Source organism: Streptomyces sp. NPDC030838 (assembly GCF_055572035.1).
Map to the genome: position 1 here is coordinate 122,014 of NZ_JBVIED010000008.1, position 25,413 is coordinate 147,426.

The following is a 25,413-nucleotide window of genomic DNA, read 5'->3' on the forward strand; positions in this document are numbered from 1 at the left end:
CCGTCACCCCGTCGACCCGACGAACGGACCCTCCATGCGCCCCAGCCGCCGTACGACCGCCGTCGCCGCCGCCCTCGTGCTCGCCCTCACGGCCGGCGGCCCGCTCGCCGCCGCCCCGGCCTTCGCCTCCCCCACCCCGCCTGCCGTCACCCAGCAGGGGACGGCACCGGACGCCACCGCCCTGAGAGCCGCGCTCGACGGCCTGCCCCACGCCCACGCCACCGCCGCCCTGGTGCGGGTCGGCGGCAGCGACGGCGTCTGGCGGGGCAGTGCGGGCGTACACGATCTGGTCAGCGGGCGCGCGGCGGACCCGGACGCCCGGTTCCGCGCCGGTTCCACCACCAAGGTGGTGACGGCGGCCGTCGTCCTGGACCTGGCGGCGGAAGGCCGGATCGACCTGAACCGGCCGGTGCAGCACTATCTGCCCGGGCTGCTCGGCCCGGAGTTCCGGCCGGTCACCGTGCGGCAGCTGCTGAACCACACCAGCGGCATCCAGCCGGGCGACGGCCTCGGGAACACGGTCGAGGAGGCGTACGAGCACCGCTTCGACACCCTCTCCCCCGCGCAGGTCGTGGCGTCGGCGGTGGCGAAAGGGCCGGAGTTCCGGCCGGGGAGGCGGCAGCACTACCTGAACATCAACTACACGATCCTCGGTCTGCTGATCGAGAAGGTCACCGGTCACTCGTACGCCGCGGAGGCGACCCGGCGCGTGCTGGAGCCCGCCGGGATGCGGGACACGTACTTCCCCGGCACCGACCCGCGGATCCACGGCCCGCACAACCGGGGCTACCAGGCCATGCCGCAGCCCGACGGCACGACCCGGCTGGTCGACGTCACCGAGTGGAACCAGGCGGACCGCTGGGCCGCCGGCGACATGATCTCCACCACCGCCGACCTGGAGCGGCTGATCACCGCGCTGTTCCGGGGCCGGATCGTGCCGGAGCCGCAGCTGCGGGAGATGTTCCGGGTCCCGGCGCACATCAAGGGCGCCACCTACAGCGCGGGGCTCCAGCGCTACGAGTACGAGGGCCGGGTCTACTGGTTCAAGTCCGGCGCGCGGTACGGGTACAGCGCGGCGATCGCCGCGACCCGCGATCTGAGCCGTACGCTCGTCTACTCGGTCAACGACACGAACGCGAAGGACGAGTCGGGCAATCCGGTGGTGGGCCGGATCGTGCAGGCAGCCCTCAAATGAGACCCACGGAAAGGGGCGGCCTCACGGTGAGGCCGCCCCGGCGGTGGCTCAGCTCACGGCCGTGAACCCGCGCAGCCGCAGCGAGTTGCCGACCACGAACACCGACGAGAACGCCATCGCCGCCCCCGCGATCATCGGGTTCAGCAGGCCCGCCGCGGCCAGCGGCAGGGCGGCGACGTTGTAGGCGAAGGCCCAGAACAGGTTGACCTTGATGGTGCCGAGGGTCCGGCGGGAGAGGCGGATCGCGTCGGCGGCGGCGCGCAGGTCGCCGCGGACCAGGGTCAGGTCTCCGGCCTCGATCGCGGCGTCGGTGCCGGTGCCCATGGCGAGACCGAGGTCGGCCTGGGCGAGCGCGGCGGCGTCGTTGACCCCGTCGCCGACCATGGCGACGGTACGGCCCTCGGCCTGGAGCCGCCTGACGACCTCGACCTTGTCCTCGGGCAGCACCTCCGCGATCACCTCGTCGATGCCGACCTCCGCGGCCACCGCTTCGGCGACCGCCTGGTTGTCACCGGTGAGCAGCACCGGCCGCAGTCCGAGCGCCCGCAGCCGGCGGACGGCCTCCGCGCTGGTGTCCTTCACCGCGTCGGCGACCTCCAGGACGGCCCGGGGCTCGCCGTCCCAGGCCACGGCGATGGCGGTACGGCCGGCCGCCTCGGCCTCGGCCTTGGCGCGCTGAAGCTCCACGGGCAGGGAGATCGCCCACTCGGCCAGCAGCTTCTCCCGGCCGACGAGCACGGCGTGTCCGTCGACGATGCCCTGCACGCCCAGCCCCGGGATGTTGGCGAAGTCCTCCGGAGCGAGCAGCTCCCCGACCTTCTCGGTCGCCCCGGCGGCGACCGCCTGGGCGATGGGGTGCTCGGAGGCGTTCTCCAGGGCCCCGGCCAGCCGCAGCACCTCGTGGGTGTCGGTGCCGTCGGCGGTGTGCACCGCGAGGAGGGTCATCCTGCCGGTGGTGACGGTGCCGGTCTTGTCGAGGACGACGGTGTCGACGCGACGGGTGGACTCCAGGACCTCCGGTCCCTTGATGAGGATGCCGAGCTGGGCGCCGCGCCCGGTGCCGACCATCAGCGCGGTGGGTGTGGCCAGCCCGAGGGCGCACGGGCAGGCGATGATCAGGACGGCGACGGCGGCGGTGAACGCGGCGGTCAGCCCGGCGCCGTTGCCGAGCCAGAAGCCGAGGGTGCCGAGCGCGAGCGCGATGACGACCGGTACGAAGACGCCGGAGATCCGGTCGGCGAGCCGCTGGGCGGCGGCCTTGCCGTTCTGCGCGTCCTCGACCAGCTTCGCCATCCGGGCGAGCTGGGTGTCGGCGCCGACCCGGGTGGCCTCGACGACGAGCCGGCCGCCCGCGTTGACCGTGGCGCCGGTGACGGAGTCGCCGACGCCGACCTCGACGGGGACGGACTCGCCGGTGAGCATGGAGGCGTCCACGGCGGAGGTGCCCTCGACGACGATGCCGTCGGTGGCGATCTTCTCGCCGGGCCGGACGAGGAACCGGTCGCCCGCCTTCAACTCCCCGATGGGCACACGGACTTCGCTGCCGCCGCGCAGCACGGTGACGTCCTTGGCGCCGAGTTCCATCAGCGCCCGCAGCGCGGCGCCCGCCTTGCGCTTGGAGCGGGCCTCGAAGTAGCGGCCGGCCAGGATGAACGCGGTGACGCCGGCGGCGGCCTCCAGGTAGATGTTCCCGGCGCCGTCGCTGCGGGCGATGGTCAGCTCGAAGGGGTGGGTCATGCCGGGCGTCCCGGCCGTGCCGAAGAACAGCGCCCACAGCGACCACAGGAACGCCGCCGAGGTGCCGACCGAGATCAGCGTGTCCATGGTGGCGGCGCCGTGCCGGGCGTTGGTCCAGGCGGCGCGGTGGAAGGGCCAGGCGGCATAGGTGACGACGGGGGCGGCGAGGGTCAGGGACAGCCACTGCCAGTACGCGAACTGGAGCGCCGGGATCATGGCCATGGCGATCACCGGGACGGACAGGGCGACGGCGGTGATCAGCCGCTCCCGCAGCGGCTTCAGCTCGTCGGCGGCCTCGGGTGCGGACTCCTGGGGCGCTTCCGGTGGCGCCGGTTCGTGCGCGGTGTATCCGGTGGCCTCGACGGTGGCGATCAGGTCGGGGACGGTCACGTTCCCGGCGTAGCTCACCTTCGCCTTCTCCGTCGCGTAGTTGACGGTGGCGGTGACGCCGTCCATGCGGTTGAGCTTCTTCTCGATGCGCGCCGCGCAGGAGGCGCAGGTCATTCCGCCGATGGCGAGTTCGACCTCGGTGGTGCCGGGGGCCGTGGTGATCATCGCTCCTCCTGAGCTGCCTTCTGGATCGACCTCTTCACTTTATACCCCCAGGGGGTATAAGCTGCTCACATATATACCCCCTCCGGGTACCCAGATCAAGAGCAGTCAGGAGTCAGAGATGCGCCCCCTGTACAAGATCGGTGCCTTCGGCGCCGCGCTGGCCGCGTCCTTCGCCGCCGCGTACGGCATCGGCAACGCCGTCTCCCCGGTCTCCACGGACACCGAGGCCGGCAGCGGGCACGAGTCGGCCGCCCACTCCTCCCCCGCACCCGCGGAGACCTCACCCGGCGGCCTCCAGATCTCCGAGGACGGCTACACCCTGGACCTGGAGACCCCACGCGTACGGGCGGACGAACCGGCCGCCCTGCGCTTCGTCATCCGCGACGCGGAGGGACGGCCGGTGACCGAGTACCGGCGCGAGCACGAGAAGGACCTCCACCTGATCCTCGCCTCACGCGACCTCACCACCTACCGCCACCTGCACCCCACCCGCTCCGCCGACGGCACCTGGACGACCACGGCCACCCTCCCCGACCCCGGCGGCTACCGCGTCCTCGCCGACTTCACCCCCGCCGCCGAGCGCGAGGGCCTCACCCTCGGCGCCGACCTCGCGGTCTCCGGCGCGTACACCCCGGACGCCCTGCCCACCCCCTCCGCCACGGCCACCGTGGACGGCTACACGGTCACCCTCGACGGCACCCTGAAGGCCGGCGGCGAGAGCGACCTCACCTTCACCGTCCGCCGCGACGGCAAGCCGGTCACCGACCTCCAGCCGTACCTCGGCGCCTACGGCCACCTGGTCGCCCTGCGCTCCGGCGACCTCGCCTACCTGCACGTCCACCCGCACGAGGAGGCCCACGGCACCACCGCCTCCGGCCCCGAGGTCGCCTTCTCGGCCACCGCCCCCAGCAAGGGCGCCTACCGCCTCTTCCTCGACTTCAAGACGGACGGCAAGGTCCACACGGCGGCCTTCACGGTCCACGCGGGCGAACAGTCCCCGGCCCCGACCCGGCCGTCCGAATCCCACGACGAGGAGGCGCCGCACGGGCACTGACACTCGCACCGGCTACGACAAGGCCGAAGTCGCCCGGCTCGGGATCAGAGTCCTCCCCGCCCTGCTTCTGTAGCGTGGCGACTTCTTCCCGAGCCGCCATTCCATGACGGTCCGGTCGCCCTTGGCGAGGTTGCAATCGGGGCAGGCCGGGACCAGGTTCCCGATACCGTCGTCTCCGCCTCGGGAAATCGGCACGATGTGCTCTTGATGCAGGGCTGGGGAGCGCTCCCCGCAGTAGGCGCACGCGCCCCGGAACCGTGTCCACAACCGTGCGAGGTCGCGCCCGGTCACTCGGTACTGCTTGGCACCGGCCAGCATCGCCCGGCGTTGATGGTTCCCGCGGCGCTTCGCGGCACGGACCTTGTCCGGGTTCGCCTCGAGGTAGGCCCGCCGGGAGCACTGGCCGGAACAGTAGAGGCGGTTCGCCGTGCTGAGCGGCATTCGCGCTCCGCAGTAGGCGCAGGGGCGGGAACGGAGAGCCGTGCCCACCTTGCGCTTGTACAGGGCTTTCAAGGAACACGGCTGCCCGCAGAACCTGGCGGTGGCCGGACGATGGGACATCGTGTCACCGCACCAGGCACAGGAGTGCGCTTTCGGCCTGGGAATGTAGTTGGCGCGGTACCAGCAGCCCTGACCGCAGTACTTCCGGAGACCGTGTTCCCGCGCCTCGATCTCCACCCCGCAGACCGCACACTGCCGGTCTTCTTTCGCTTCCAGCCGTTGCGCCTTGCGACGCTCCGCCTGCGCGGCGTTGTTCGTGGCGACCTGGCACTCGACCGAACAGTAGAGAGCGAGGGCACCCCTCTCATCCGGGACGGACAGGCCGCATCCCTTGCACGAAAGCGGCTCCGTGCGTGCCCTCGGCTCGCCGAGCCTCCGACATGGTGGACAGCGCTGCGGTTTGCGCCCCGCCTTGCCGCCGGGCCATTCGAAGAGGTCCCCACAGCCCACGCACTGGTGAACCGTCGAGGCCGGCCTGGCAGCGGCTCGCCTCTCGCGCCGTCTGAGCAGCCGTTCCTCAGGGGACATGGCGGGCTGACGCGGCAGATGCCCCTGGGCCTTGTAGGAGCACGACCGGCCGCAGTATCTCGCGAAGGCCTTGAGGTGATTGATGTCGGCACCGCAGACCTCGCACCTTCTGTCGCCCCGAACAAGGCGCAGCTCCTCCATACGGGCCTCGTGATTGCTCCTGGCCTTCCGGGCCGTCGCCGCGGCCCGGTGTTCCTCGGAGCAGTAACGCGGAGGGGCGCCCGGGCGGTTCGGCCGGACGAAGCGGGTACCGCACTCCTCGCAGACGAGCATGGCCGGTCGGCGCGCCTCCCGAGCACACGTATCCGAGCAGTACTTCGCCAGTCCATGCCGGTGGCCGATGTCCACGCCGCATACCGCACATCTCCGCACGGGTTCCTGCCTCGTTCTCTCACCACGCTGGGCGCGACGCGGTTCGTCGCCGAGGGCGCACGGTAGACCACGGCACTGACATCGAGGGCCGGCGCCGCCGGTCCGCAAGGGCCGTCACAACCCGGCGATCCCGTTCCACCGCTTCCCGAACTCCACCCGCTCCTCCGAGGTGATGTCCCGCGCGATCGCCAGCCGTTCGCGCATCGCGGTGTCCGGGAAGATCAGCGGGTCCTCCGCCAGGGCGGCGGTCTCCTCGTCCTGGGCGGAGGCCAGGACGTCCTGCGCGGCGGGGACGGGGCAGACGTAGTTGACCCAGGCGGCGAGGCCGGCGGCGACCTCGGGGTCGTAGTAGTGGTCGATCAGGCGCTCGGCGTTCGCCTTGTGGTCGGCGAGGTTGGGGATCATCAGGGACTCCGACCACAGCTCGGCGCCCTCCTCGGGGACGACGAAGCGGATGTCGGGGTCGTCGGCCTGGAGCTGAATGACGTCGCCGGAGTACGCCTGGCAGGCGAGGACGTCGCCGCTGGAGAGGTCCTTGATGTAGTCGTTACCGGTGAAGCGGCGTATCTGGCCGCGGCGGACCTGGCGTTCCACGCCGTCGCACATGCGGTGGAAGTCGTCGGCGGTCCAGCGGGTGATGTCGACGCCCTCGCCCCGCATCAGCAGCGCGAACGCCTCGTCGAGGCCGGACAGCAGGGTCACCCTGCCCTTGAGGTCGTCCGCCCAGAGGTCGGAGACCTGGCGGATCTCCCGGCCCAGCGCCCGGCGGTTGTAGGCGATGCCGGTGATGCCGGACTGCCAGGGCACGGTGTACGCGCGGCCGGGGTCGAAGGCGGGTGAGCGCAGGAGTGGGTCCAGGTACCGGGTGACGTTGGGCTGCCGGGCGCGGTCCATTTCCTGCACCCAGCCCAGGCGGACGAACCGGGCGCACATCCAGTCGCTGATGACGATCAGGTCGCGGCCGGTCGGCTGGTGGTTCATCAGCGCGGGGCCGATCTTGCCGAAGAACTCGTCGTTGTCGTTGATCTCCTCGACGTAGTCGACGGAGATTCCGGTGCGCCGCTCGAACGCCTCCAGCGTGGGCCGGCGCGTCTCGTCCGCGTCGTCAGTGTCGATGTACAGCGGCCAGTTCGCCCAGGTCAGCCGCTTGTCGGTGGCCGAGCGATCGTCGGCGGCCCGCTCACCGGGCGCCACATACGCGGCCGGTACGCCGCAGCCGGCGAGGCCGGTGAGGGCGGCGCCGCCGAGGGCGCGCAGCAGGGAACGACGGGAGGGACGCGGGTAGGTGATCCTGGGGGGCATCCCGGAAGGATGCCGGGCGCGGCCTCGGGCGGACAATCGACACCGCGCCGAGCACGGCCCGGCACATCCGACAGCCTGTCAAGAAGCGCAGACGGCAGGAAAGTACGTGGCCCCGGACGGTCCGTCCTCCGTCCGGGGCCACGGGCTCACAGGTCCCGCAGGGTCACGCGTCCAGCGACGTCATGACGTGCTTGATGCGGGTGTAGTCCTCGAAGCCGTAGCCCGACAGGTCCTTGCCGTAGCCGGACTTCTTGAAGCCGCCGTGCGGCATCTCGGCGACCAGCGGGATGTGGGTGTTGATCCACACGCAGCCGAAGTCGAGCTTCTTCGACATGCGCATCGCACGGCCGTGGTCCTTGGTCCACACCGAGGAGGCCAGGGCGTACTCGACGCCGTTGGCGTACCGCACCGCCTGGTCCTCGTCGGTGAAGGACTGCACGGTGATGACCGGGCCGAAGACCTCGTTCTGGATGATCTCGTCGTCCTGCTTCAGGCCGGAGACGACGGTGGGGGCGTAGAAGTAGCCCCGCTCGCCGACCTGGTGGCCGCCCGCCTCGACCTTGGCGTGGGCGGGGAGGCGCTCGATGAAGCCGGCGACCTGCTTGAGCTGGTTCGGGTTGTTCAGCGGGCCGAAGAGCACGTCCTCGTCGTCCGGCTGGCCGGTCTTGGTGTCGGCGGCGGCCTTGGCGAGCGCGGCGACGAACTCGTCGTGGATCGACTCCTGGACGAGGACGCGCGTGGCGGCCGTACAGTCCTGGCCGGCGTTGAAGAAGCCCGCGACGGAGATGTCCTCGACGGCCTTGGCGATGTCGGTGTCCTCGAAGACGACGACCGGCGCCTTGCCGCCCAGCTCCAGGTGGACCCGCTTGAGGTCCTTGGAGGCGGACTCGGCGACGGACATGCCGGCGCGCACCGAGCCGGTGATGGAGGCCATCGCCGGGACCGGGTGCTCGACCATCATGCGGCCGGTGTCGCGGTCGCCGCAGATGACGTTGAAGACGCCCTTGGGCAGGATCGAGCCGACGATGTCGGCGATCAGCACGGTGGAGGCCGGGGTGGTGTCCGACGGCTTCAGGACGACGGTGTTGCCCGCGGCGATCGCCGGGGCGAACTTCCACACGGCCATCATCATCGGGTAGTTCCACGGCGCGACCTGCGCGCAGACGCCGACCGGCTCGCGGCGGATGATCGAGGTCATCCCGTCCATGTACTCGCCCGCGGAGCGGCCCTCCAGCATCCGCGCGGCGCCCGCGAAGAAGCGGATCTGGTCGACCATCGGCGGGATCTCCTCGGAGCGGGTCAGCCCGATGGGCTTGCCCGTGTTCTCCACCTCGGCCGCGATGAGTTCCTCGGCGCGCTCCTCGAACGCGTCCGCGATCTTCAGGAGGGCCTTCTGCCGCTCGGCGGGCGTGGTGTCGCGCCAGGCCGGGAACGCGGCCTCGGCGGCCGCCATGGCGGCGTCGACGTCGGCCTGCCCGGACAGCGGTGCGGTGGCGTACGCCTCGCCGGTGGCGGGGTTCACCACGTCGGTGGTCCGTCCGTCGGCGGCGTCCCGGAACTCTCCGTCGATGTAGTTGCGCAGGCGACGCAGTTCGGTGGTCACTGCCGGCCCTCCTGTCGATGTCCATTCCTTGAGATGCCCACCCTAGTCGGTCGCCCCACCGTTTCAACACCCCCCAAGGGGCCGAATCTGCGAAATCCGCAAGCCTCGATCACGTAAACAACGGATTTCATCGATCCGGCCTTGCAAAACTGTCGAGTCCTCGTGCACAGTGAGGTCGTGGCCAGTCGAAGCGCAGACCAGAGGGACTCCCGCGAGTCCAGGAACGGCACCCCCCAGCTGGATGCCGTCTCCCTCGCCATCATCGAGCAGCTGCAGCAGGACGGCCGCCGGCCGTACGCCGCGATCGGCAAGGCCGTGGGCCTGTCCGAGGCGGCCGTGCGCCAGCGCGTCCAGAAGCTGCTCGACCAGGGCGTGATGCAGATCGTCGCCGTCACGGACCCGCTCACCGTGGGCTTCCGCCGGCAGGCGATGGTCGGGATCAACGTCGAGGGCGACGTGGAGTCCGTCGCCGACGCGCTGACCGGCATGTCGGAAGTGGAGTACGTGGTGATGACCGCGGGCTCGTTCGACATCCTCGCGGAGATCGTCTGCGAGGACGACGACCACCTGCTGGACGTCATCAACAAGCGCATCCGGGCCCTGCCCGGCGTGCGCTCCACCGAGAGCTTCGTCTACCTGAAGCTCAAGAAGCAGACCTACATGTGGGGAACCCGATAACCGTGAGGACCCGATAACCGTGAGCACCAAGGACCTCAGCCGAACCGCGTACGACCACCTGTGGATGCACTTCACCCGCATGTCGTCGTACGAGAACTCCCCCGTCCCGACCATCGTCCGCGGTGAGGGCACCTACATCTACGACGACAAGGGCAAGCGCTACCTCGACGGTCTCGCGGGTCTCTTCGTGGTCCAGGCCGGTCACGGCCGTACCGAACTCGCCGAGGTGGCCGCCAAGCAGGCCAGCGAGCTGGCCTTCTTCCCGGTGTGGTCCTACGCCCACCCCAAGGCCGTCGAGCTGGCCGAGCGCCTGGCGAACGAGGCCCCGGGCGACCTCAACAAGGTCTTCTTCACCACCGGCGGCGGCGAGGCGGTCGAGACCGCCTGGAAGCTCGCCAAGCAGTACTTCAAGCTCCAGGGCAAGCCGACCAAGTACAAGGTCATCTCCCGCGCGGTCGCCTACCACGGCACCCCGCAGGGCGCCCTGTCCATCACCGGCCTGCCGGCCCTCAAGGCCCCCTTCGAGCCGCTGGTCCCCGGCGCGCACAAGGTGCCGAACACCAACATCTACCGCGCCCCGATCCACGGCGACGACCCCGAGGCCTTCGGCCGCTGGGCCGCCGACCAGATCGAGCAGCAGATCCTCTTCGAGGGCCCGGACACCGTCGCCGCGGTCTTCCTCGAGCCGGTGCAGAACGCCGGTGGCTGCTTCCCGCCGCCGCCCGGCTACTTCCAGCGCGTGCGCGAGATCTGCGACCAGTACGACGTCCTGCTCGTCTCGGACGAGGTCATCTGCGCCTTCGGCCGCCTCGGCACCACGTTCGCCTGCGACAAGTTCGGCTACGTGCCGGACATGATCACCTGCGCGAAGGGCATGACCTCGGGCTACTCCCCGATCGGCGCCTGCGTCGTCTCCGACCGCATCGCCGAGCCCTTCTACAAGGGCGACAACACCTTCCTGCACGGCTACACCTTCGGCGGCCACCCGGTCTCCGCCGCGGTCGGCCTGGCCAACCTCGACCTGTTCCAGAAGGAAGGCCTGAACCAGCACGTCCTCGACAACGAGGGCGCGTTCCTGAAGACGCTGCAGAAGCTGCACGACCTGCCGATCGTCGGCGACGTCCGCGGCAACGGCTTCTTCTACGGCATCGAGCTGGTCAAGGACAAGAACACCAAGGAGTCCTTCAACGAGGAGGAGACGGAGCGCGTGCTCTATGGCTTCCTCTCCAAGGCGCTCTTCGACAACGGCCTGTACTGCCGTGCCGACGACCGCGGCGACCCGGTCATCCAGCTGGCCCCGCCGCTGATCTCCAACCAGGAGACGTTCGACGAGATCGAGCAGATCCTGCGCGCGACGCTCACGGAGGCGTGGACCAAGCTGTAAACCCTCCGGCGTACAGCGACTCCCGTGGCCCGGGGTGCACCCGAACGAGTGAGAAGGGTGCACCCCGGGCCGCGTGCTGTCCGGCGTCGCGCCCCCGGCTCCTTAGCGTGCCTGGTAACCGATCGGCCCCGCCTTCGTTCCCCCGCACGGGGGAACAGGCACGGGAACTACGGATCTGAACCGAGGTGTACGCCCATGGAGGCCCCGGACAACGACGTGCTCTGGGCACGGTCACTGCACTTCACGCACAAGGACGGCTCCCCCGCGCTGAGCGGCGTCTCGCTCGGCGTCCGGGAGGGCGAGATCCTGGCCGTCACCGGCCCGCGCGGCAGCGGCAAGAGCACCCTGCTCGGTTGTCTGGCCGGGCTGGTGCACGCCCAGCGCGGTGAGGTCTGGTTCAACAGCGTCCCCGTGCACACCATGGGCCCCTTCGCCCGGGAACGGCTGCGGCGCGACCGGTTCGGCTGGATCGACCCCGCCCCCGCGCTCGTACCGGAGCTGAAGGTCTGGGAGAACGCCGCGCTCCCCCTGATGCTGCGCGGCACCACCCGGCGCCGGGCCAAGGTCGCCGCACAGGAGTGGCTGGAACGCCTCGACATCGGCGACACGGCCCGCAAACGGCCCGCCGACCTCGTCCAGTCGGAACGGCAGCGCGTCTGCATCGCCCGCGCGCTCGCCCCCGCCCCCACCGTCCTGTTCGCCGACGAGCCCACCGCTCCCCTGCACCGCGCGGACCGCGGCCACGTCCTGCGGACCCTGACGACGGCGGCCCGCTCGCACGGCATCACGGTGGTGCTGGCCACCGGTGACCCGGACACCGCGGCCCTGGCGGACCGCACGGTCTCCCTCCTGGACGGACGGCGCGTGAAGACCGTCCACTTGCCCCCTGCCCCCGAGTCGGAAGGCCGGGCCGCGTGCTCGCTCTCCGCCTGACCCGCAGCGCCCACCCGGCCGTCCAGCTGCGCCGCCTGCTCGTCGCGGCGGCCTCGGCCGGCACGGGCTTCCTCCTGCTGTCCGCCCTGGGCTACGCGCTCGGCCACCCCGACGACCCGGCCGGGTCCCTCCTCCTGCGCCTGGCCTGGTGCGCTGCGCCGCTGGCCGCGACGGTCCACCTCGCCGTCGCCGTCGCCCGCACCGACCCCGCGACCGCCCCGCGCCCCGGCCTCTCGGCGGTCGGCCTGGGCCCGGCCCGCCTCATGGCCATCTCGGCGATCACCACAGCCCTGGCCACCATCCTGGGCTCCCTCCTGGCCCTCCTCGTCTTCCTCCACCTCCGCGGCGATCTCACCGGCATGCCCTTCGACGGCGCCGCGGCGGACTTCCTCGCCGCGGACCGGCCCCTGCCCCTGCCGGGCGCCCTGACCCTGCTGGCGACAGTCCCGGCCATCGCCTCCCTCTCGGTGGCCCTGGTCCTCCGCCCCCGCGAGCCCCAGCCCGCCCCCCAGGGCCCACGCCGCCGCTTCGGCCGCTTCGGGGCGTACCGGGACGGGGCGAAGGAACGGGAGACATTCGGCGCGTACGGCAGGTTCGGCGCCCGCTTCGCCAAGCCGCGGGCAGCCACGCAGGCTGAGGTAGCACCCGTCCACCTGGCGGGCCGTCATGCCGACGGCATCCCGCAAGCGCCGGGCAGCGCGACCGACCCCGACAGCGAAACGCCGGGTACGCGGCACACACCGGGCACCGAAACCGCACCCGACACCGCCACCCCGAGCACCCTCCCCTGGGGCATCGCCACCCTCACCGCGGGCCTGGCCGTGGAGGCCTACGCGGGCCACACCACCACCCCCACCGACCTCACCATGCCCAGCGGCCTCGCCCTCGGCCCCCTCGGCGTCCTCATCGGCTGGGCCCTGACCGCCGTAGGCCTCGCTCTGGCCGGCCCCGGCCTCACCCACGTCTGCGGCCTCCTCCTGCAGTCCGTGCGCCCCGGCGCCCTCCGCCTCCTCGCGGGGCGTGCCCTGATGGCGGAGGCCGCCCGTATCGGCCGCCCCCTCGGCGTGGTCTGCGCGGTCGCCTCCGCGACGTACGCCCTGGCCACGCTCCAGGGCCCGGCCGCCCTCGGCCCCCTCACCACCCTCGGCACGCTGGTGGTCGCGGGCTGCGCCACGGCCACGCTCGTCACCGCCGCCGTGGAGGCGCGGCAGGCCCGCGCCGACACGACCGCCGCCCTGCTCCGGCTCGGCGCCCCGGCCACGGTGCTGCGCGGTGCCGCCGCCCTGCGCGCGGGCGCGCTGCTGGCGATGTTCGGTCCGCTGACGCTGATCGTCGCCGCGCTGGCGGCCCAGCCGCTGGCCCACTGAGAAACTCGTACGAAAAAAATCTCCGTACGGCGATGAGTTCCCGACGGCACGCCGGTCTGTCCCACCGAGAAACAACGGAACCCGAGACACAACGGAACCCACGGGAGAGACCAGCATGTACCAGCAGATGATCTTCGTGAACCTGGCCGTCGCCGACCTCGACGCCTCCAAGAAGTTCTTCACGGAGCTCGGCTACACGATCAACCCGCAGTTCAGCGACGAGACCGCGGCCAGCGTGGTGATCAGCGACACCATCGTCGCGATGCTGCTCACCAAGGAGAAGTACGCCCAGTTCACCAAGAAGGAGATCGCGGACGCCACCCGCACCAGCGAGGTGCTGATCGCGCTGAGCGCGGAGAGCCGGGAGAAGGTCGACGAGCTGGTGGACAAGGCGATCGCGGCGGGCGGCAAGGCCACCGGCGAGACGCAGGACCTCGGCTTCATGTACGGCCGCGCCTTCGACGACCTCGACGGCCACACCTGGGAGGTCGTCTGGATGGACCCGGCGGCGATCGAGGGCTGACGGTCCGCCACACCGCTCAAACATCCCGGCGGTTAATAAGCGGGCAAAGCCAACTCCCCAGGCGCGCACATGCATTGACACTGCTTACGGAGCGCTTATAAACCTGTGAGCCTCCTGGGGGTGCCGGGGCGCCGGCCGTATGCCGGCGTCACCCCGTCTCCCCCGTCAACCCCCCGCATGTGCGTATCCCGTAAAGGACAAACGTGTCCATAACTCGCCGTAACGTTGCACGTTCCGTGCGCATGATCGGTGTCGCCTCCGCCTCGGCCGCGCTCGCGCTCGGCGTCGCGGGCACCGCCCTCGCCTGCGACATCAGTGAGTTCTCCGCCGCCGCCGAGTGCGACGGCACCAAGGGTGTCATCAGGGTCACCGACAAGGACCCGACGGGCGTCCCGGCGACCGTCTCGGTCTACCTGGAGAACAACGGCGCCGACGAACGCCTGGTCGGCACCCAGGAGGTCAGGGGCTCCCGCGAAGGTGTCACGATCACCTTCGAGGAGAACTGGAAGCCGAACGCCACCTACCGCATCCACGTCAAGGCCGGGAACCAGGTCGACGAGGACATCAAGCCGAACCTGACCACCCCGTCCACCCCCTGCAAGCCGGGGGACACCCCGACTCCGACTCCGACGCCGACCCCGTCCGAGACCCCCTCGGACACCCCGTCGGACACTCCGTCGGCCTCCGAGACCCCCTCGGCCCCGGAGGACTCCGCCGCTCCCACCCCGTCCGCCTCCGAGGGCGGCAGCACCGCGCCCGCGGACACCGCGAGCAACGCGCCGTCCCCCGCGGCTGGGGAGTCCAACCTCGCCGAGACCGGTGCGAGCTCGAACACCGGTCTGATCGCCGGTATCGCGGCCGCCCTGGTCGTCATCGGCGGTGGCGCGGTGTTCTTCGGCCTGCGCCGCCGCGGCGCGAACAGCGACCGCTGATCACCCGCCCTACGATGGCCCGTCCCCGGTACGACCGAGGGGGCGGGCCGTCCGCGCGTCCGGGCCCGGGTCAGCCGAACGTCGCCCGCTCCAGCCAGAACTCCAGCAGCTCCCGCTCCCCCAGCACCTCCAACTCCGGGCTGTCCAGGGGCAGGCGGCGGTAGAAGGCGAGCATCACGGAGGTGAGCGGGCCGCGCAGCGCGACGGTCGCCTTCTCGTGGCCGCGCCGCCAGACCACCCCGTCCTCCGTCAGCTCGATCACCCACTCGGCGTTCAGCTCGGGCGCGGTGTCGGTGGCGTGCAGATGGAGACCGCGGCCCCCGCCGCGCAGCTCGTTGGCCGAGTCGTCCGGCAGGGCCCGCTGCACGAACTGCACGATCTCCAGCCACTCGTCCACGGCGTCGGCCGCCACCTCGGGCGCCACCTCGTAGGGCAGCCCGGCGGCGAGCGCCGCGTCGGCGCGGTGCACGGTGATCTCATGGGTCATACGGCGCGCCCAGAACCCGGCGGTGTTGATCCCGGACCACGCCCACACCGCGGCCTCCGGCCCGGCCTCCCGCAGTGCGGTGACGACCGCCTCGCCGCTCTCCGCCAGCCAGGCGTCCAGCGCGGCCGCGTCCCCCGTGACCTCGGGGCCGGCGGCGCCCGGCACCGCGCCCTCGTCGACGTTCTTCTCGGCCCGGGTGCGCACCAGCAGCTCCACCCAGCGCAGGGCGCCGCCCGTGTGCCGCACCAGCTGCTCCAGGGACCAGTCCGGGCAGGTCGGGACGGTCGCGGAGAGGTCGGCGCCGGAGGTGACGACGGCCCTCAACAGGCTCACCTGGTGGGCTATTTCGTCGCAGTAGCGGTCATGTGCGAGTCGGCTCATGACTCGCACCCTATGATCCACTCGCTCAGTCGAGCACCACGATTTCGGCCACGTCGAACTCCACGCCGACCACGTCCCCGACCTCGGGCGCGGACCTCAGCGCGCACGCGGCCTCCAGGCGCGGGGCGTCCTCCGGCTGGAGGTGCACGGCGACATGGGTGCCCTTGAAGGTGCGGGCGGCGACCGTGCAGCGCAGGCCCGCGTCGGCGGCCACCAGGCGCACTCCGGCGGGCCGGACGAGCAGCGTGCGCGCCCCCTGCGCGGCGCCCTCGGGGACCGGCACCTTGCCCCACGGCGTGGCCGCGGCCTGCCCGGCGACGGTCGCGTCGACCACGTTGTCGAAACCGAGGAAACGGGCCACGAACGCGTCCGCCGGCCGCTGCCACACCTGAAGCGGCGTCCCGGACTGGGCGATCCGCCCGTCCCGCATCACCACGACCCGGTCGGCGAGCGCGAAGGCCTCGCCCTGGTCGTGGGTCACCGCGAGCACGGTGGTGCCCAACCGGCCGAACAGCTCCCGGAGTTCCACCACCAGCCGCTCCCGCAGCGAGCGGTCGAGCTGGCCCAGCGGCTCGTCCAGCATCAGCAGCCGCGGCCGGGGCGCGAGCGCGCGGGCCAGCGCGACCCGCTGCTGCTCGCCGCCGGAGAGCGCGGCCACGGCCCGCCGCCCGGCCCCGGGCAGCCCGACCAGCTCCAGCAACTCCTCGACCCGCCCGTCCCGTTCCGGCCTGGGCAGGCCGTGCATCCGCAGCCCGAACGCCACGTTGCCGGCCACGTCCCGCTGCGGGAACAGCTGATGGTCCTGGAACATCAGCCCGACGCCCCGCCGGTGCGCGGGCACGCCCGCCTGGTCGCGTCCGTCGAGCAGCACCCGCCCCGAGTCCAGCGGCTGGAGCCCGGCCACCGCCCGCAACAGCGTCGACTTGCCGCTGCCGCTGGGCCCGAGCACGCACACCACCTCGTGCTCGGCGACCGCCAGATCGACGTCGTCCAGCACGGCGCGGCCGCCGAACCGCACGGTGGCTCCCTCAAGGCCCAGAAGCATCTAGAACTCCCCCGTCCGGTCGGTCCGCAGCCGCTCCAGCACCAGCAGCGCCACCGCGCACACCACCATCAGAATCGTCGACAGGGCCATCGCCTGCCCGTAATTGAGGTCGCCAGGCCGCCCCAGCAGCCGCGCCACGGCGACCGGCAGGGTGGGGTTGTCGGGCCGCGCGATGAACACGGTCGCCCCGAACTCGCCCAGCGACACGGCGAACGCGAAACCGGCCGCGACCAGCAGCGCCCGCCGCACCATCGGCAGATCGACCTCCCGCCACACCCGCCACGGCGACGCGCCCAGCACCGCCGCGGCCTCCCGCAGCCGTACGTCCACCGCCCGCAGCACGGGCAGCATGGTCCGTACGACGAAGGGGACACCAACCAGCGCCTGCGCGAGCGGCACCAGGATCCAGGAGGCCCGCAGGTCCAGCGGCGGCTCGTCGAGCGCGATCAGGAAGCCGAAGCCGACGGTCACCGCGGAGACGCCCAGCGGCAGCATCAGCAACGCGTCGAACCCGCGGACGAACCGCCCGGCGTCCCGCCGGGTGAGGGCCGCAGCGGCGAGCCCGCCGATCAGGACGGCGATGGCGGTGGCCGCGAGGGCGTACTCCAGCGAGTTGCCGATCGCCTCGATCGGCGGGACGAGGAAGGTGCCGCCGTCAGCACGGGTCAGCGCCTCGTAGTAGGCGAACCCGGGCGCGTCCAGGGAGCGCTCCACCAGCACCGCCAGCGGCAGCACCAGCAGCAGGGCGACGGTGACGAGCACCCCGGCCAGCAGCGCCCACTGCCCGGCGCCGCGCGGCCGGCGCGCGGTCACCGCCGCGTCCACCAGCCGCAGCGCGGTCTCCCGCCGCCGTACCGTCCAGGCGTGCACGGCGAGGATCGCGCCCACCGCCGCGAACTGGATCAGGGTGAGCACCGCGGCCGTGGACAGGTCGAAGATCTCCGACGTCTGCCGGTAGATCTCCACTTCGAGGGTGGAGAACGCGGGCCCGCCCAGGATCTGCACCACGCCGAAGGAGGTGAAGGTGAACAGGAACACCATCAGCGCGGCCGCGGCCACGGCGGGCGCGAGCGCGGGCAGGGTGACCTGCCGCCAGGCCGCCCACCGGGACGCGCCGAGCATCCGCGCGGCCTCCTCCTGCCGGGGGTCGAGCTGCGCCCACAGCCCTCCGACCGTGCGGACCACGACCGCGTAGTTGAAGAAGACATGCGCGAGCAGGATCGCCCACACCGTGGTGTCCAGCCGTACGCCCCACAGCTCGTCGAGCAGCCCGCCGCGCCCGAGCAGCGCCAGGAACGCCGAACCGGCCACGACCGTGGGCAGCACGAACGGGACGGTCACCACCGCGCGCAGCACCTGCTTGCCGGGGAAGGCGAAGCGGGCGAAGACGTACGCGGCGGGCAGCGCGATCAGCAGGGTCAGCGCGGTGGAGGCGAGCGCCTGCCAGGTGGTGAACCACAGGACGTGCCGGATGGCGGGGTCGCCGAGGACGTCCGCGAGCCGCCCGAACTGCCAGGCCCCGTCCACCGTCAGCCCGCGGGCGACGATCGCGGCGACGGGGTAGGCGAAGAAGACGGCGAAGAACGCGACGGGCAGGGCCATGAGCCCGAGCCGCGCCGCCGCGCTCCTCGCGCCGCCCTTGCGCGGGGCTCGCGGGGCTCCCTTGCGGGGGGCTACTTCAGTACGAGCGAGGTCCACGACTTGACCCAGTCGTCACGGTTGTCGGCGATCTTCGCCGGGTCCATGGTCTCGGGGTCCTCGGCCTGCGGGCCGTACTTCACGAACTCCTCGGGCACCTGGGCGCCCTCCCGCACCGGGTAGACGAACATGTTCAGCGGCATGTCGTCCTGGAACTCCTTGGTGAGCAGGAAGTCCAGCAGCGCCTTGCCGCCCTCGGGGTTCTTCGCGTTGCTCAGCAGACCCGCGTACTCGACCTGCCGGAAGCAGGTGCCCATGGCGACACCGGTCGGGGCGGTCTTCGGCTTCGGGTCGGCGTAGATCACCTCGGCCGGCGGGGAGGAGGCGTAGGACACCACCAGCGGCCGGTCGGCGCCCGCCTTCTTTCCGCCGGCGGAACCGGAGAACTCCTCGTTGTAGGCCTGCTCCCAGCCGTCGACCACCTTCACGCCGTTGGCCTTCAGCTTTTTCCAGTAGTCCTGCCATCCGTCGTCGCCGTACTGCGCGGCCGTGCCGAGCAGGAAGCCGAGCCCGGGCGAGGAGGTGGCCGGGTTCTCGGTGACCAGGAGGTTCTTGTACTCCGGCTTGGTCAGGTCGTCGAAGGAGTCCGGCGGGGTCAGCTTGCGCTCGCTGAAGTACGCCTTGTCGTAGTTGACGCAGATGTCACCGGTGTCGACGGGCGTGACCCGGTGCTCCTCCTGGTCGACGCGGTACTCGGGCAGGACCAGATCGGAGCCCTTCGGCTCGTACGACTGGAAGAGACCGTTGTCGAGGGCGCGGGACAGCAGCGTGTTGTCGACACCGAAGAAGACGTCGCCCTGCGGGTTGTCCTTGGTCAGGATCGCCTTGTTGACGGCCTGCCCGGCGTCGCCGTCCTCCAGGACCCTGACCTTGTAGCCGGACTCCTTCTCGAAGGCGGCGAGGACGTCCTTCGAGACGGCCCACGAGTTGTGGCTGACGAGCGTGACGGTCTTGGATCCGGAGCCGCCGGACGACGCGTCCCCGTCCGACGACCCGCACGCGGACAGCGTGACCAGGCCGAGCCCGACGGCCACGAGCGTGGCCTTCTTGGTGATGCTCACTGAATTCCTCCTGGGGGTGACCAGGAAGAGACGCGGCCCTGCCCGGGATCTCTGGGAGTCCCGGGCAGGGCGCAACAGCTCGAGTGATGACCGATCTCCCTACCCAGAATGACCTGGGCCAGGTTCGGAGGGTCTGCGGCCGGTGCCGCACTCTCAGCGCTGTGGCGCTCCCCTGTCGGAATATGTAGATGTACTGACGGCGGTCAGACTACCTCTCGGTGGCCGCGAGCTGACCACACGCCCCGTCGATCTCCTGACCACGGGTGTCCCGGATGGTCACCGGCACACCATGCGCGGCGATGGCCTCGACGAACGCCTTCTCGTCCTCGGGGCGGGAGGCGGTCCACTTCGACCCGGGGGTCGGGTTCAGCGGAATGAGATTGACGTGCACGGGCCGGCCCTTGAGCAGCCGCCCGAGCCGGTCGCCGCGCCAGGCCTGGTCGTTGATGTCCCGGATCAGCGCGTACTCGATCGACAGCCGGCGCCCGGACTTCTCGACGTACTCGAAACCGGCGTCCAGGACCTCGCGCACCTTCCACCGGGTGTTGACCGGGACGAGGGTGTCGCGCAGCTCGTCGTCGGGCGCGTGCAGCGAGATCGCGAGGCGGCACTTGAAGCCCTCGTCGGCGAACCGGTGGATCGCCGGGACCAGCCCGACCGTCGACACGGTGATACCGCGCTGCGACAGGCCCAGCCCGTCGGGGGCGGGGTCGGTCAGGGCGCGGATGGCACCGACCACCCGCTTGTAGTTGGCGAGCGGCTCGCCCATCCCCATGAAGACGATGTTCGACAGCCGCGCGGGTCCGCCGGGCACCTCGCCGTCGCGCAGCGCCCGCATGCCGTCCACGATCTGGTGCACGATCTCGGCGGTGGAGAGGTTGCGGTCGAGCCCCGCCTGCCCGGTGGCGCAGAAGGGACAGTTCATCCCGCACCCGGCCTGCGAGCTGATGCACATGGTCACCCGGTCCGGGTAGCGCATGAGCACCGACTCCACGAGCGTGCCGTCGAACAGCCGCCACAGCGTCTTGCGGGTGGCGCCCTCGTCGGTCGACAGACGCCGGACGACCGTCATCAGCTCCGGGAACAGCGCCTCGCGCAGCTTCTCGCGGGAACCGGCGGGGATGTCGGTCCACTGCTCCGGGTCGTGCGCGTAGCGCGCGAAGTAGTGCTGCGCGAGCTGCTTGGCACGGAACGGCTTCTCACCGATCTCCGCGACGGCGTCCTTCCGCTCCGCGGGCGAGAGATCGGCAAGGTGCCGCGGCGGCTTCTTGGCTCCGCGCGGCGCGACGAAAGTGAGTTCTCCGGGCTTGGGCATGGTGCATCCAGTGTCGCAGATCGACTTGGGTGTCCCGAGCCGCCCGTCTCCGCCGCCCAGCGGGCCTTCGCCGAGACGACGAGACCCCGCCCTCGGCAGGGCGGGGTCTCACCGGCGTCGTATACGACCTGTCAGGCGCTCCCGACGAAGACCACCAGCAGCAGCCACACCACCGGAGCAGTCGGCAGCAGCGAGTCCAGCCGGTCCATGATGCCGCCGTGGCCCGGCAGCAGGGTGCCCATGTCCTTGATGCCCAGGTCCCGCTTGATCATGGACTCGCCGAGGTCGCCCAGCGTGGCGCTGGCCGCGACCGCGAGGCCGAGCAGCAGCCCCTGCCACCAGGAGCCGCCGTCCACCAGGAACTCCATGCACAGCGCGCCCACCGCCATCGCGAACGTCACCGCGCCCAGCAGGCCCTCGCGGGTCTTGCCGGGGCTGATCCGCGGCGCCAGCTTGTGCCTGCCGAACCGCCAGCCGACGGCGTACGCCCCGGTGTCGCTGACCACCGTCAGCAGCAGGAACGTCAGTACCCGCCACGGCCCGTCCTCGGCCGTCAGCATCATCGCGACGAACGTGGCCAGGAACGGCACGTAGAACGCGGCGAAGACACCGGCCGTGACGTCCTTCAGATAACCCTCCGGCGGTTCCGTCATCCGCCAGACCAGCACCGCCAGCGCGGTGAGCGCCATCGCCACCCACGCGCCCTCGGCGCCCCGGACATACCCGGCGACGACCATCGCCGCACCGCCGACCGCGAGCGGCACCAGCGGAGCGCGAATGCCCTTGCGCTCCTCCAGCCGCTTGGTCAGCTCCCACAGCCCGACGACCACGGCGACCGCGATCACGCCCACGAACACGGCCTTGACGACGAACAGCGACGCGACGATCACCGCGCCGAGCGCGACCCCGACCCCTATCGCGGCACCGAGGTCCCGGCCCGCGCTCTTCTTCTGCGGTGCGGGGGCCGGCTGCGGGGCGTCGGGCATGGCATCCGGATTCTGCGGCGCTCCAGGGGAGGGCGCCGACGTGCTCTCGTCTCGGAACAGGGGGCCGCTCAGCCGAGCGGCCCCCCGGTCGTCATCCTGGTTTCCGCCGTGTGCGGATACGTCGGGCACGATGGGCATGGGCCGAGTCTGCTGCGCGTCACGCGCATCGTACGCGGGACCCGCCGGGGCGGACCCCGCGACAGGCCCCTGGTCGGACGGCCCCCAGTACCCGGTCTGCGGCGCCCCCCAGGAAGAGTCGTTCATCAGACCTCGAGCAGTTCGGCTTCCTTGTGCTTCAGGAGCTCGTCCACCTGGGCGACGTACTTCGCGGTGGTGTCGTCGAGCTCCTTCTCCGCACGCCGGCCCTCGTCCTCGCCGATCTCGCCGTCCTTGATCAGCTTGTCGATGGCGTCCTTGGCCTTGCGGCGCACCGAGCGGATCGAGATCTTCGCGTCCTCGCCCTTGCCCTTGGCGACCTTGATGTACTCGCGGCGGCGCTCCTCGGTCAGCTCGGGGAACACCACGCGAATGATGTTGCCGTCGTTGCTCGGGTTGACGCCCAGGTCGGAGTCGCGGATCGCCTGCTCGATGTTGCGCAGCGCGCTCTTGTCGAACGGCGTCACGACGGCCATGCGCGGCTCCGGCACGGAGAACGAGGCCAGCTGGTTGATCGGCGTCGGCGCGCCGTAGTAGTCGGCCACGATCTTGTTGAACATCGCCGGGTGCGCACGGCCGGTGCGGATCGCGGCGAAGTCCTCCTTGGCGACCACGACGGCCTTCTCCATCTTCTCCTCGGCCTCGAGGAGGGTCTCTTCGATCACCACTTGCTCCTGCGTGTCTTGAGTAGGCCCGGCTGCGGTTGACGTGTTGTGGTCGGCGGCCGGCTGCGTCGCGTCTTCTTCCTGCACGGTTCCCGACCGGCAGGACATTGTCCATCCCCCGGCCAGGGTCCGTGGTTCAACCGGTCAGTTCCGGCTGCCCTGGTCACCCACCAGCGTGCCGATCTTCTCACCCTTGACGGCCCGGGCGATATTGCCCTCGGCCAGAAGCTCGAAGACGAGGATCGGCAGCTTGTTGTCGCGGCACAGCGTGATGGCCGTGGCGTCGGCGACCTTCAGGTCGCGCGTGATGACCTCGCCGTAGCCGAGCGCGTCGAACTTCACGGCGTCCGGGTTGGTCTTCGGGTCGGAGTCGTAGACCCCGTCCACTCCGTTCTTGCCCATCAGCAGCGCCTCGGCGTCGATCTCCAGGGCGCGCTGGGCGGCGGTGGTGTCGGTGGAGAAGTACGGCATGCCCATACCGGCGCCGAAGATGACCACGCGGCCCTTCTCCAGGTGGCGCACGGCGCGCAGCGGGATGTACGGCTCGGCGACCTGGCCCATGGTGATGGCGGTCTGGACCCGGCTGTCGATGCCCTCCTTCTCCAGGAAGTCCTGGAGGGCGAGGCAGTTCATCACGGTGCCGAGCATGCCCATGTAGTCCGAGCGGGCGCGGTCCATGCCGCGCTGCTGGAGTTCGGCGCCGCGGAAGAAGTTGCCGCCGCCGATGACGACCGCGATCTGCGCGCCGTCGCGCACGACGGCCGCGATCTCGCGGGCGATCTTGTGCACCACGTCGGGGTCGACGCCCAGGCCCCCGCCACCGGAGAAGGCCTCTCCGGACAGCTTCAGCAGAAACCGGCCGGGCACTTTGCCGTCGTCGCTCTTCTGGGCCTTGGTGGTCATGGGGATCCCGCCTCTTTCACGTGTTGCACATACGAAGAAGGCCACTGCCGGTGGGGTGGTTCGCATCCCATGCGCGGCAATGGCCTCCTCGTCAGATCTGCTGTCGCCCGCCACGCGCGTGTGCGTGGCGGCGTACGCAAACGACCGCACCCGACCCTATCGGGATCGAGTACCCGTCGCGGTACGGACTCAGATGCCGACCTTGATACGCGTGAAGCGCTTCAGGGTGACACCGGCCTCGTCCAGAACCTTCTGGACGGACTTCTTGTTGTCGAGCGCGTACGGCTGGCCGAGCAGCGTCGCGTCCTTGAAGAAGCCGTTCAGACGACCCTCGACGATCTTGGCGATCGCGGCCTCGGGCTTGCCCTCGGCGCGGGTGGTCTCCTCGGCGATACGGCGCTCGGACTCGACGACCTCGGCCGGGATCTCCTCCTTGGAGAGGTACTTCGGCGCGAAGGCGGCGATGTGCTGGGCGACGCCCTTGGCGACCTCGGCGTTCGGCTTGTCGAGCTCGACGAGGACACCGATCTGCGGGGGCAGGTCGGGCATCGTGCGGTGCATGTAGGCGAGCACGAAGCCGTCGGAGTACTGCGCGAAGCGGTCCAGGACGATCTTCTCGCCCAGGTTGGCGTTGGCCTCGTCCACGAACGCCTGGACGGTCTTGCCGGCCTCGATCTCGGAGGCGAGCAGGGCCTCGAGGTCGGCCGGGGAGGTCTTGGCGACGTGCTCGGCGATGGCCTGGGCCACGGCCTGGAACTTCTCGCCCTTGGCGACGAAGTCCGTCTCGCACTTCAGCTCGACGAGGACACCGGAGGAGTTGTCGTCGGCGATGATCGAGACCACGGCGCCGTTCTCGGCGGAGCGGCCCTCGCGCTTGGCGACGCCCTTCTGGCCCTTGATGCGCAGCGCCTCGACGGCCTTCTCGACGTTGCCCTCGGCCTCGTCCAGCGCCTTCTTGCAGTCCATCATGCCGGCGCCGGTCAGCTCACGGAGCTTCTTGACGTCAGCGGCGGTGTAGTTCGCCATGAGTCTGTGAGTCTTTCTCGAAGTCTGGTTTAGATCCGCACGGTCGCGACCCACATGTAGTCGCGGACCGCGTACGTCGTGCTGACCTACGGGTGAACGACGGGGGCAGGCTTTATGTCGCCGCCCCCGTCGTCAGCGCTGACGGTGTCAGGCCTGCTCGCCCTCGGCGGCCGGAGCGGCCTCGGCGGCGGGCGCCTCGGCGGCGGCCGGGGCCTCCTCGGCCTTCTTCTCGCCCTCGAGCAGGTCGCGCTCCCACTCGGCCAGCGGCTCGCCGGCGGCCTTCTCGCCCTTGCCCTCGGCGGCGACGCCGGAACGGGCGATGAGGCCCTCGGCGACCGCGTCGGCGATCACACGGGTGAGCAGGGTGACGGAGCGGATCGCGTCGTCGTTGCCCGGGATCTTGTAGTCGACCTCGTCGGGGTCGCAGTTGGTGTCGAGGATCGCGACGACCGGAATGTTCAGCTTCCGGGCCTCACCAACGGCGATGTGCTCCTTCTTGGTGTCCACGATCCAGACGGCGCTGGGCACCTTCTGCATCTCGCGGATACCACCGAGGGTCTTCTCCAGCTTGGCCTTCTCGCGGGAGAGGACCAGGAGCTCCTTCTTGGTCAGACCGGAGGACGCGACGTCCTCGAAGTCGATCTGCTCAAGCTCCTTCAGGCGCTGCAGACGCTTGTAGACGGTCGAGAAGTTGGTGAGCATGCCGCCCAGCCAGCGCTGGTTGACGTAGGGCATGCCGACGCGGGTGGCCTGCTCGGCGATGGCCTCCTGCGCCTGCTTCTTCGTGCCGACGAACATGACCGTGCCGCCGTGGGCCACGGTCTCCTTGACGAACTCGTAGGCGCGGTCGATGTACGACAGCGACTGGAGCAGGTCGATGATGTAGATGCCGTTGCGCTCGGTGAAGATGAAGCGCTTCATCTTCGGGTTCCAACGACGGGTCTGGTGACCGAAGTGGACGCCGCTCTCCAGCAGCTCCCGCATCGTGACGACGGCCATGGCCGTTCTCCTTGTGTTTCTCGGTTG

The 25,413-nt window shown here is 70.9% G+C and carries 22 protein-coding genes and 1 riboswitch; of the genes, 8 read left to right on the forward strand and 14 right to left on the reverse strand.

Going from position 1 to position 25,413, the window contains the following annotated elements; all coding sequences use genetic code 11:
• Positions 1 to 34: 34 nt before the first annotated feature.
• The gene (locus ACZ42A_RS21600; protein WP_468528870.1) at positions 35 to 1,195 is read left to right on the forward strand and encodes a serine hydrolase domain-containing protein; all 1,161 of its coding nucleotides are present in this window, start codon (positions 35 to 37) and stop codon (positions 1,193 to 1,195) included.
• Between the two features lie 48 nt (positions 1,196 to 1,243).
• Here ACZ42A_RS21600 and ACZ42A_RS21605 read toward each other — a convergent pair whose 3' ends face one another.
• Positions 1,244 to 3,487, reverse strand: a complete 2,244-nt coding sequence (locus tag ACZ42A_RS21605; RefSeq protein ID WP_468528871.1) for a heavy metal translocating P-type ATPase — start codon at positions 3,485 to 3,487, stop codon at positions 1,244 to 1,246.
• A 118-nt stretch (positions 3,488 to 3,605) separates the two neighbouring features.
• On the opposite strand from ACZ42A_RS21605, the gene ACZ42A_RS21610 reads away from it, so the two are divergent.
• Complete coding sequence (locus ACZ42A_RS21610; protein WP_468528872.1) at positions 3,606 to 4,541, forward strand: hypothetical protein; 936 nt, start codon at positions 3,606 to 3,608, stop codon at positions 4,539 to 4,541.
• 12 nt (positions 4,542 to 4,553) lie between these two features.
• Here ACZ42A_RS21610 and ACZ42A_RS21615 read toward each other — a convergent pair whose 3' ends face one another.
• From ACZ42A_RS21615 to ACZ42A_RS21625, 3 genes are all read right to left on the reverse strand, one after another.
• The gene (locus tag ACZ42A_RS21615) at positions 4,554 to 5,843 is read right to left on the reverse strand and encodes an HNH endonuclease (protein WP_468529064.1); all 1,290 of its coding nucleotides are present in this window, start codon (positions 5,841 to 5,843) and stop codon (positions 4,554 to 4,556) included.
• A 213-nt stretch (positions 5,844 to 6,056) separates the two neighbouring features.
• Positions 6,057 to 7,244 (reverse strand): ABC transporter substrate-binding protein, encoded by a 1,188-nt coding sequence (locus ACZ42A_RS21620; RefSeq protein WP_468528873.1) that lies wholly within the window; start codon positions 7,242 to 7,244, stop codon positions 6,057 to 6,059.
• 163 nt (positions 7,245 to 7,407) lie between these two features.
• Positions 7,408 to 8,847, reverse strand: coding sequence for a gamma-aminobutyraldehyde dehydrogenase (locus ACZ42A_RS21625; protein WP_468528874.1), 1,440 nt, complete (start codon positions 8,845 to 8,847; stop codon positions 7,408 to 7,410).
• Between the two features lie 162 nt (positions 8,848 to 9,009).
• On the opposite strand from ACZ42A_RS21625, the gene ACZ42A_RS21630 reads away from it, so the two are divergent.
• The 6 genes from ACZ42A_RS21630 to ACZ42A_RS21655 all read left to right on the forward strand — a co-directional run bounded on the left by ACZ42A_RS21630 (position 9,010) and on the right by ACZ42A_RS21655 (position 14,664).
• Entirely contained in the window at positions 9,010 to 9,525 is a 516-nt protein-coding gene (locus ACZ42A_RS21630) for an Lrp/AsnC family transcriptional regulator (RefSeq protein WP_468528875.1), read from the forward strand.
• 19 nt (positions 9,526 to 9,544) lie between these two features.
• Positions 9,545 to 10,909, forward strand: a complete 1,365-nt coding sequence (locus tag ACZ42A_RS21635; protein WP_468528876.1) for an aspartate aminotransferase family protein — start codon at positions 9,545 to 9,547, stop codon at positions 10,907 to 10,909.
• A 195-nt stretch (positions 10,910 to 11,104) separates the two neighbouring features.
• Positions 11,105 to 11,842 carry an ABC transporter ATP-binding protein gene (locus tag ACZ42A_RS21640; protein WP_468528877.1) on the forward strand — a complete coding sequence of 246 codons (738 nt, stop codon included), beginning with the start codon at positions 11,105 to 11,107 and terminating at the stop codon, positions 11,840 to 11,842.
• Entirely contained in the window at positions 11,824 to 13,209 is a 1,386-nt protein-coding gene (locus tag ACZ42A_RS21645) for a hypothetical protein (RefSeq protein ID WP_468528878.1), read from the forward strand. Before ACZ42A_RS21640 ends, ACZ42A_RS21645 begins: the two co-directional genes overlap by 19 nt.
• A 115-nt stretch (positions 13,210 to 13,324) precedes the next feature.
• Complete coding sequence (locus tag ACZ42A_RS21650) at positions 13,325 to 13,732, forward strand: VOC family protein (RefSeq protein WP_468528879.1); 408 nt, start codon at positions 13,325 to 13,327, stop codon at positions 13,730 to 13,732.
• A 242-nt stretch (positions 13,733 to 13,974) separates the two neighbouring features.
• Positions 13,975 to 14,664 (forward strand): LAETG motif-containing sortase-dependent surface protein, encoded by a 690-nt coding sequence (locus ACZ42A_RS21655; RefSeq protein WP_468529065.1) that lies wholly within the window; start codon positions 13,975 to 13,977, stop codon positions 14,662 to 14,664.
• A 70-nt stretch (positions 14,665 to 14,734) separates the two neighbouring features.
• Here the strand turns inward: ACZ42A_RS21655 and ACZ42A_RS21660 are convergent, their stop codons facing one another.
• From ACZ42A_RS21660 to rpsB, 10 genes are all read right to left on the reverse strand, one after another.
• Complete coding sequence (locus tag ACZ42A_RS21660) at positions 14,735 to 15,532, reverse strand: maleylpyruvate isomerase family mycothiol-dependent enzyme (RefSeq protein WP_468528880.1); 798 nt, start codon at positions 15,530 to 15,532, stop codon at positions 14,735 to 14,737.
• A gap of 25 nt (positions 15,533 to 15,557) precedes the next feature.
• Complete coding sequence (locus tag ACZ42A_RS21665; RefSeq protein ID WP_468528881.1) at positions 15,558 to 16,577, reverse strand: ABC transporter ATP-binding protein; 1,020 nt, start codon at positions 16,575 to 16,577, stop codon at positions 15,558 to 15,560.
• Positions 16,578 to 18,275 (reverse strand): ABC transporter permease, encoded by a 1,698-nt coding sequence (locus tag ACZ42A_RS21670; protein WP_468528882.1) that lies wholly within the window; start codon positions 18,273 to 18,275, stop codon positions 16,578 to 16,580. It abuts the gene before it with no gap.
• Positions 18,251 to 19,336: a thiamine ABC transporter substrate-binding protein gene (locus ACZ42A_RS21675; RefSeq protein ID WP_468528883.1), complete on the reverse strand. Its 1,086-nt coding sequence runs from the start codon at positions 19,334 to 19,336 to the stop codon at positions 18,251 to 18,253. Before ACZ42A_RS21675 ends, ACZ42A_RS21670 begins: the two co-directional genes overlap by 25 nt.
• 78 nt (positions 19,337 to 19,414) lie before the next feature.
• A riboswitch (TPP riboswitch) is annotated at positions 19,415 to 19,520 on the reverse strand.
• 24 nt (positions 19,521 to 19,544) lie between these two features.
• A complete protein-coding gene (rlmN, locus tag ACZ42A_RS21680) occupies positions 19,545 to 20,651 on the reverse strand; it encodes a dual-specificity RNA methyltransferase RlmN (protein ID WP_468528884.1) in 1,107 nt (368 codons plus the stop codon).
• Between the two features lie 131 nt (positions 20,652 to 20,782).
• On the reverse strand, positions 20,783 to 21,901 hold the full coding sequence (locus ACZ42A_RS21685) for a phosphatidate cytidylyltransferase (protein WP_468528885.1): 1,119 nt from the start codon (positions 21,899 to 21,901) through the stop codon (positions 20,783 to 20,785).
• Complete coding sequence (frr, locus tag ACZ42A_RS21690; protein ID WP_043506945.1) at positions 21,901 to 22,458, reverse strand: ribosome recycling factor; 558 nt, start codon at positions 22,456 to 22,458, stop codon at positions 21,901 to 21,903. Before frr ends, ACZ42A_RS21685 begins: the two co-directional genes overlap by 1 nt.
• Positions 22,459 to 22,602: 144 nt before the next feature.
• Complete coding sequence (pyrH, locus tag ACZ42A_RS21695; protein WP_468528886.1) at positions 22,603 to 23,361, reverse strand: UMP kinase; 759 nt, start codon at positions 23,359 to 23,361, stop codon at positions 22,603 to 22,605.
• Positions 23,362 to 23,550: 189 nt separating this feature from the next.
• Positions 23,551 to 24,387, reverse strand: a complete 837-nt coding sequence (tsf, locus tag ACZ42A_RS21700) for a translation elongation factor Ts (RefSeq protein ID WP_468528887.1) — start codon at positions 24,385 to 24,387, stop codon at positions 23,551 to 23,553.
• Between the two features lie 147 nt (positions 24,388 to 24,534).
• Positions 24,535 to 25,386, reverse strand: coding sequence for a 30S ribosomal protein S2 (gene rpsB / locus ACZ42A_RS21705; RefSeq protein WP_468528888.1), 852 nt, complete (start codon positions 25,384 to 25,386; stop codon positions 24,535 to 24,537).
• Positions 25,387 to 25,413: the final 27 nt, after the last annotated feature.

Coding starts and splice junctions, on each gene's coding strand:
- ACZ42A_RS21600 (WP_468528870.1), top strand. CDS start 35: ATGCGCCCCAGCCGCCGTACGACCGCCGTCGCCGCCGCCCTCGTGCTC.
- ACZ42A_RS21605 (WP_468528871.1), bottom strand. CDS start 3,487: ATGATCACCACGGCCCCCGGCACCACCGAGGTCGAACTCGCCATCGGC.
- ACZ42A_RS21610 (WP_468528872.1), top strand. CDS start 3,606: ATGCGCCCCCTGTACAAGATCGGTGCCTTCGGCGCCGCGCTGGCCGCG.
- ACZ42A_RS21615 (WP_468529064.1), bottom strand. CDS start 5,843: ATGCTCGTCTGCGAGGAGTGCGGTACCCGCTTCGTCCGGCCGAACCGC.
- ACZ42A_RS21620 (WP_468528873.1), bottom strand. CDS start 7,244: ATGCCCCCCAGGATCACCTACCCGCGTCCCTCCCGTCGTTCCCTGCTG.
- ACZ42A_RS21640 (WP_468528877.1), top strand. CDS start 11,105: ATGGAGGCCCCGGACAACGACGTGCTCTGGGCACGGTCACTGCACTTC.
- ACZ42A_RS21650 (WP_468528879.1), top strand. CDS start 13,325: ATGTACCAGCAGATGATCTTCGTGAACCTGGCCGTCGCCGACCTCGAC.
- ACZ42A_RS21655 (WP_468529065.1), top strand. CDS start 13,975: ATGATCGGTGTCGCCTCCGCCTCGGCCGCGCTCGCGCTCGGCGTCGCG.
- ACZ42A_RS21660 (WP_468528880.1), bottom strand. CDS start 15,532: ATGAGCCGACTCGCACATGACCGCTACTGCGACGAAATAGCCCACCAG.
- ACZ42A_RS21665 (WP_468528881.1), bottom strand. CDS start 16,577: ATGCTTCTGGGCCTTGAGGGAGCCACCGTGCGGTTCGGCGGCCGCGCC.
- rlmN (WP_468528884.1), bottom strand. CDS start 20,651: ATGCCCAAGCCCGGAGAACTCACTTTCGTCGCGCCGCGCGGAGCCAAG.
- ACZ42A_RS21685 (WP_468528885.1), bottom strand. CDS start 21,901: ATGAACGACTCTTCCTGGGGGGCGCCGCAGACCGGGTACTGGGGGCCG.
- pyrH (WP_468528886.1), bottom strand. CDS start 23,361: ATGACCACCAAGGCCCAGAAGAGCGACGACGGCAAAGTGCCCGGCCGG.
- tsf (WP_468528887.1), bottom strand. CDS start 24,387: ATGGCGAACTACACCGCCGCTGACGTCAAGAAGCTCCGTGAGCTGACC.
- rpsB (WP_468528888.1), bottom strand. CDS start 25,386: ATGGCCGTCGTCACGATGCGGGAGCTGCTGGAGAGCGGCGTCCACTTC.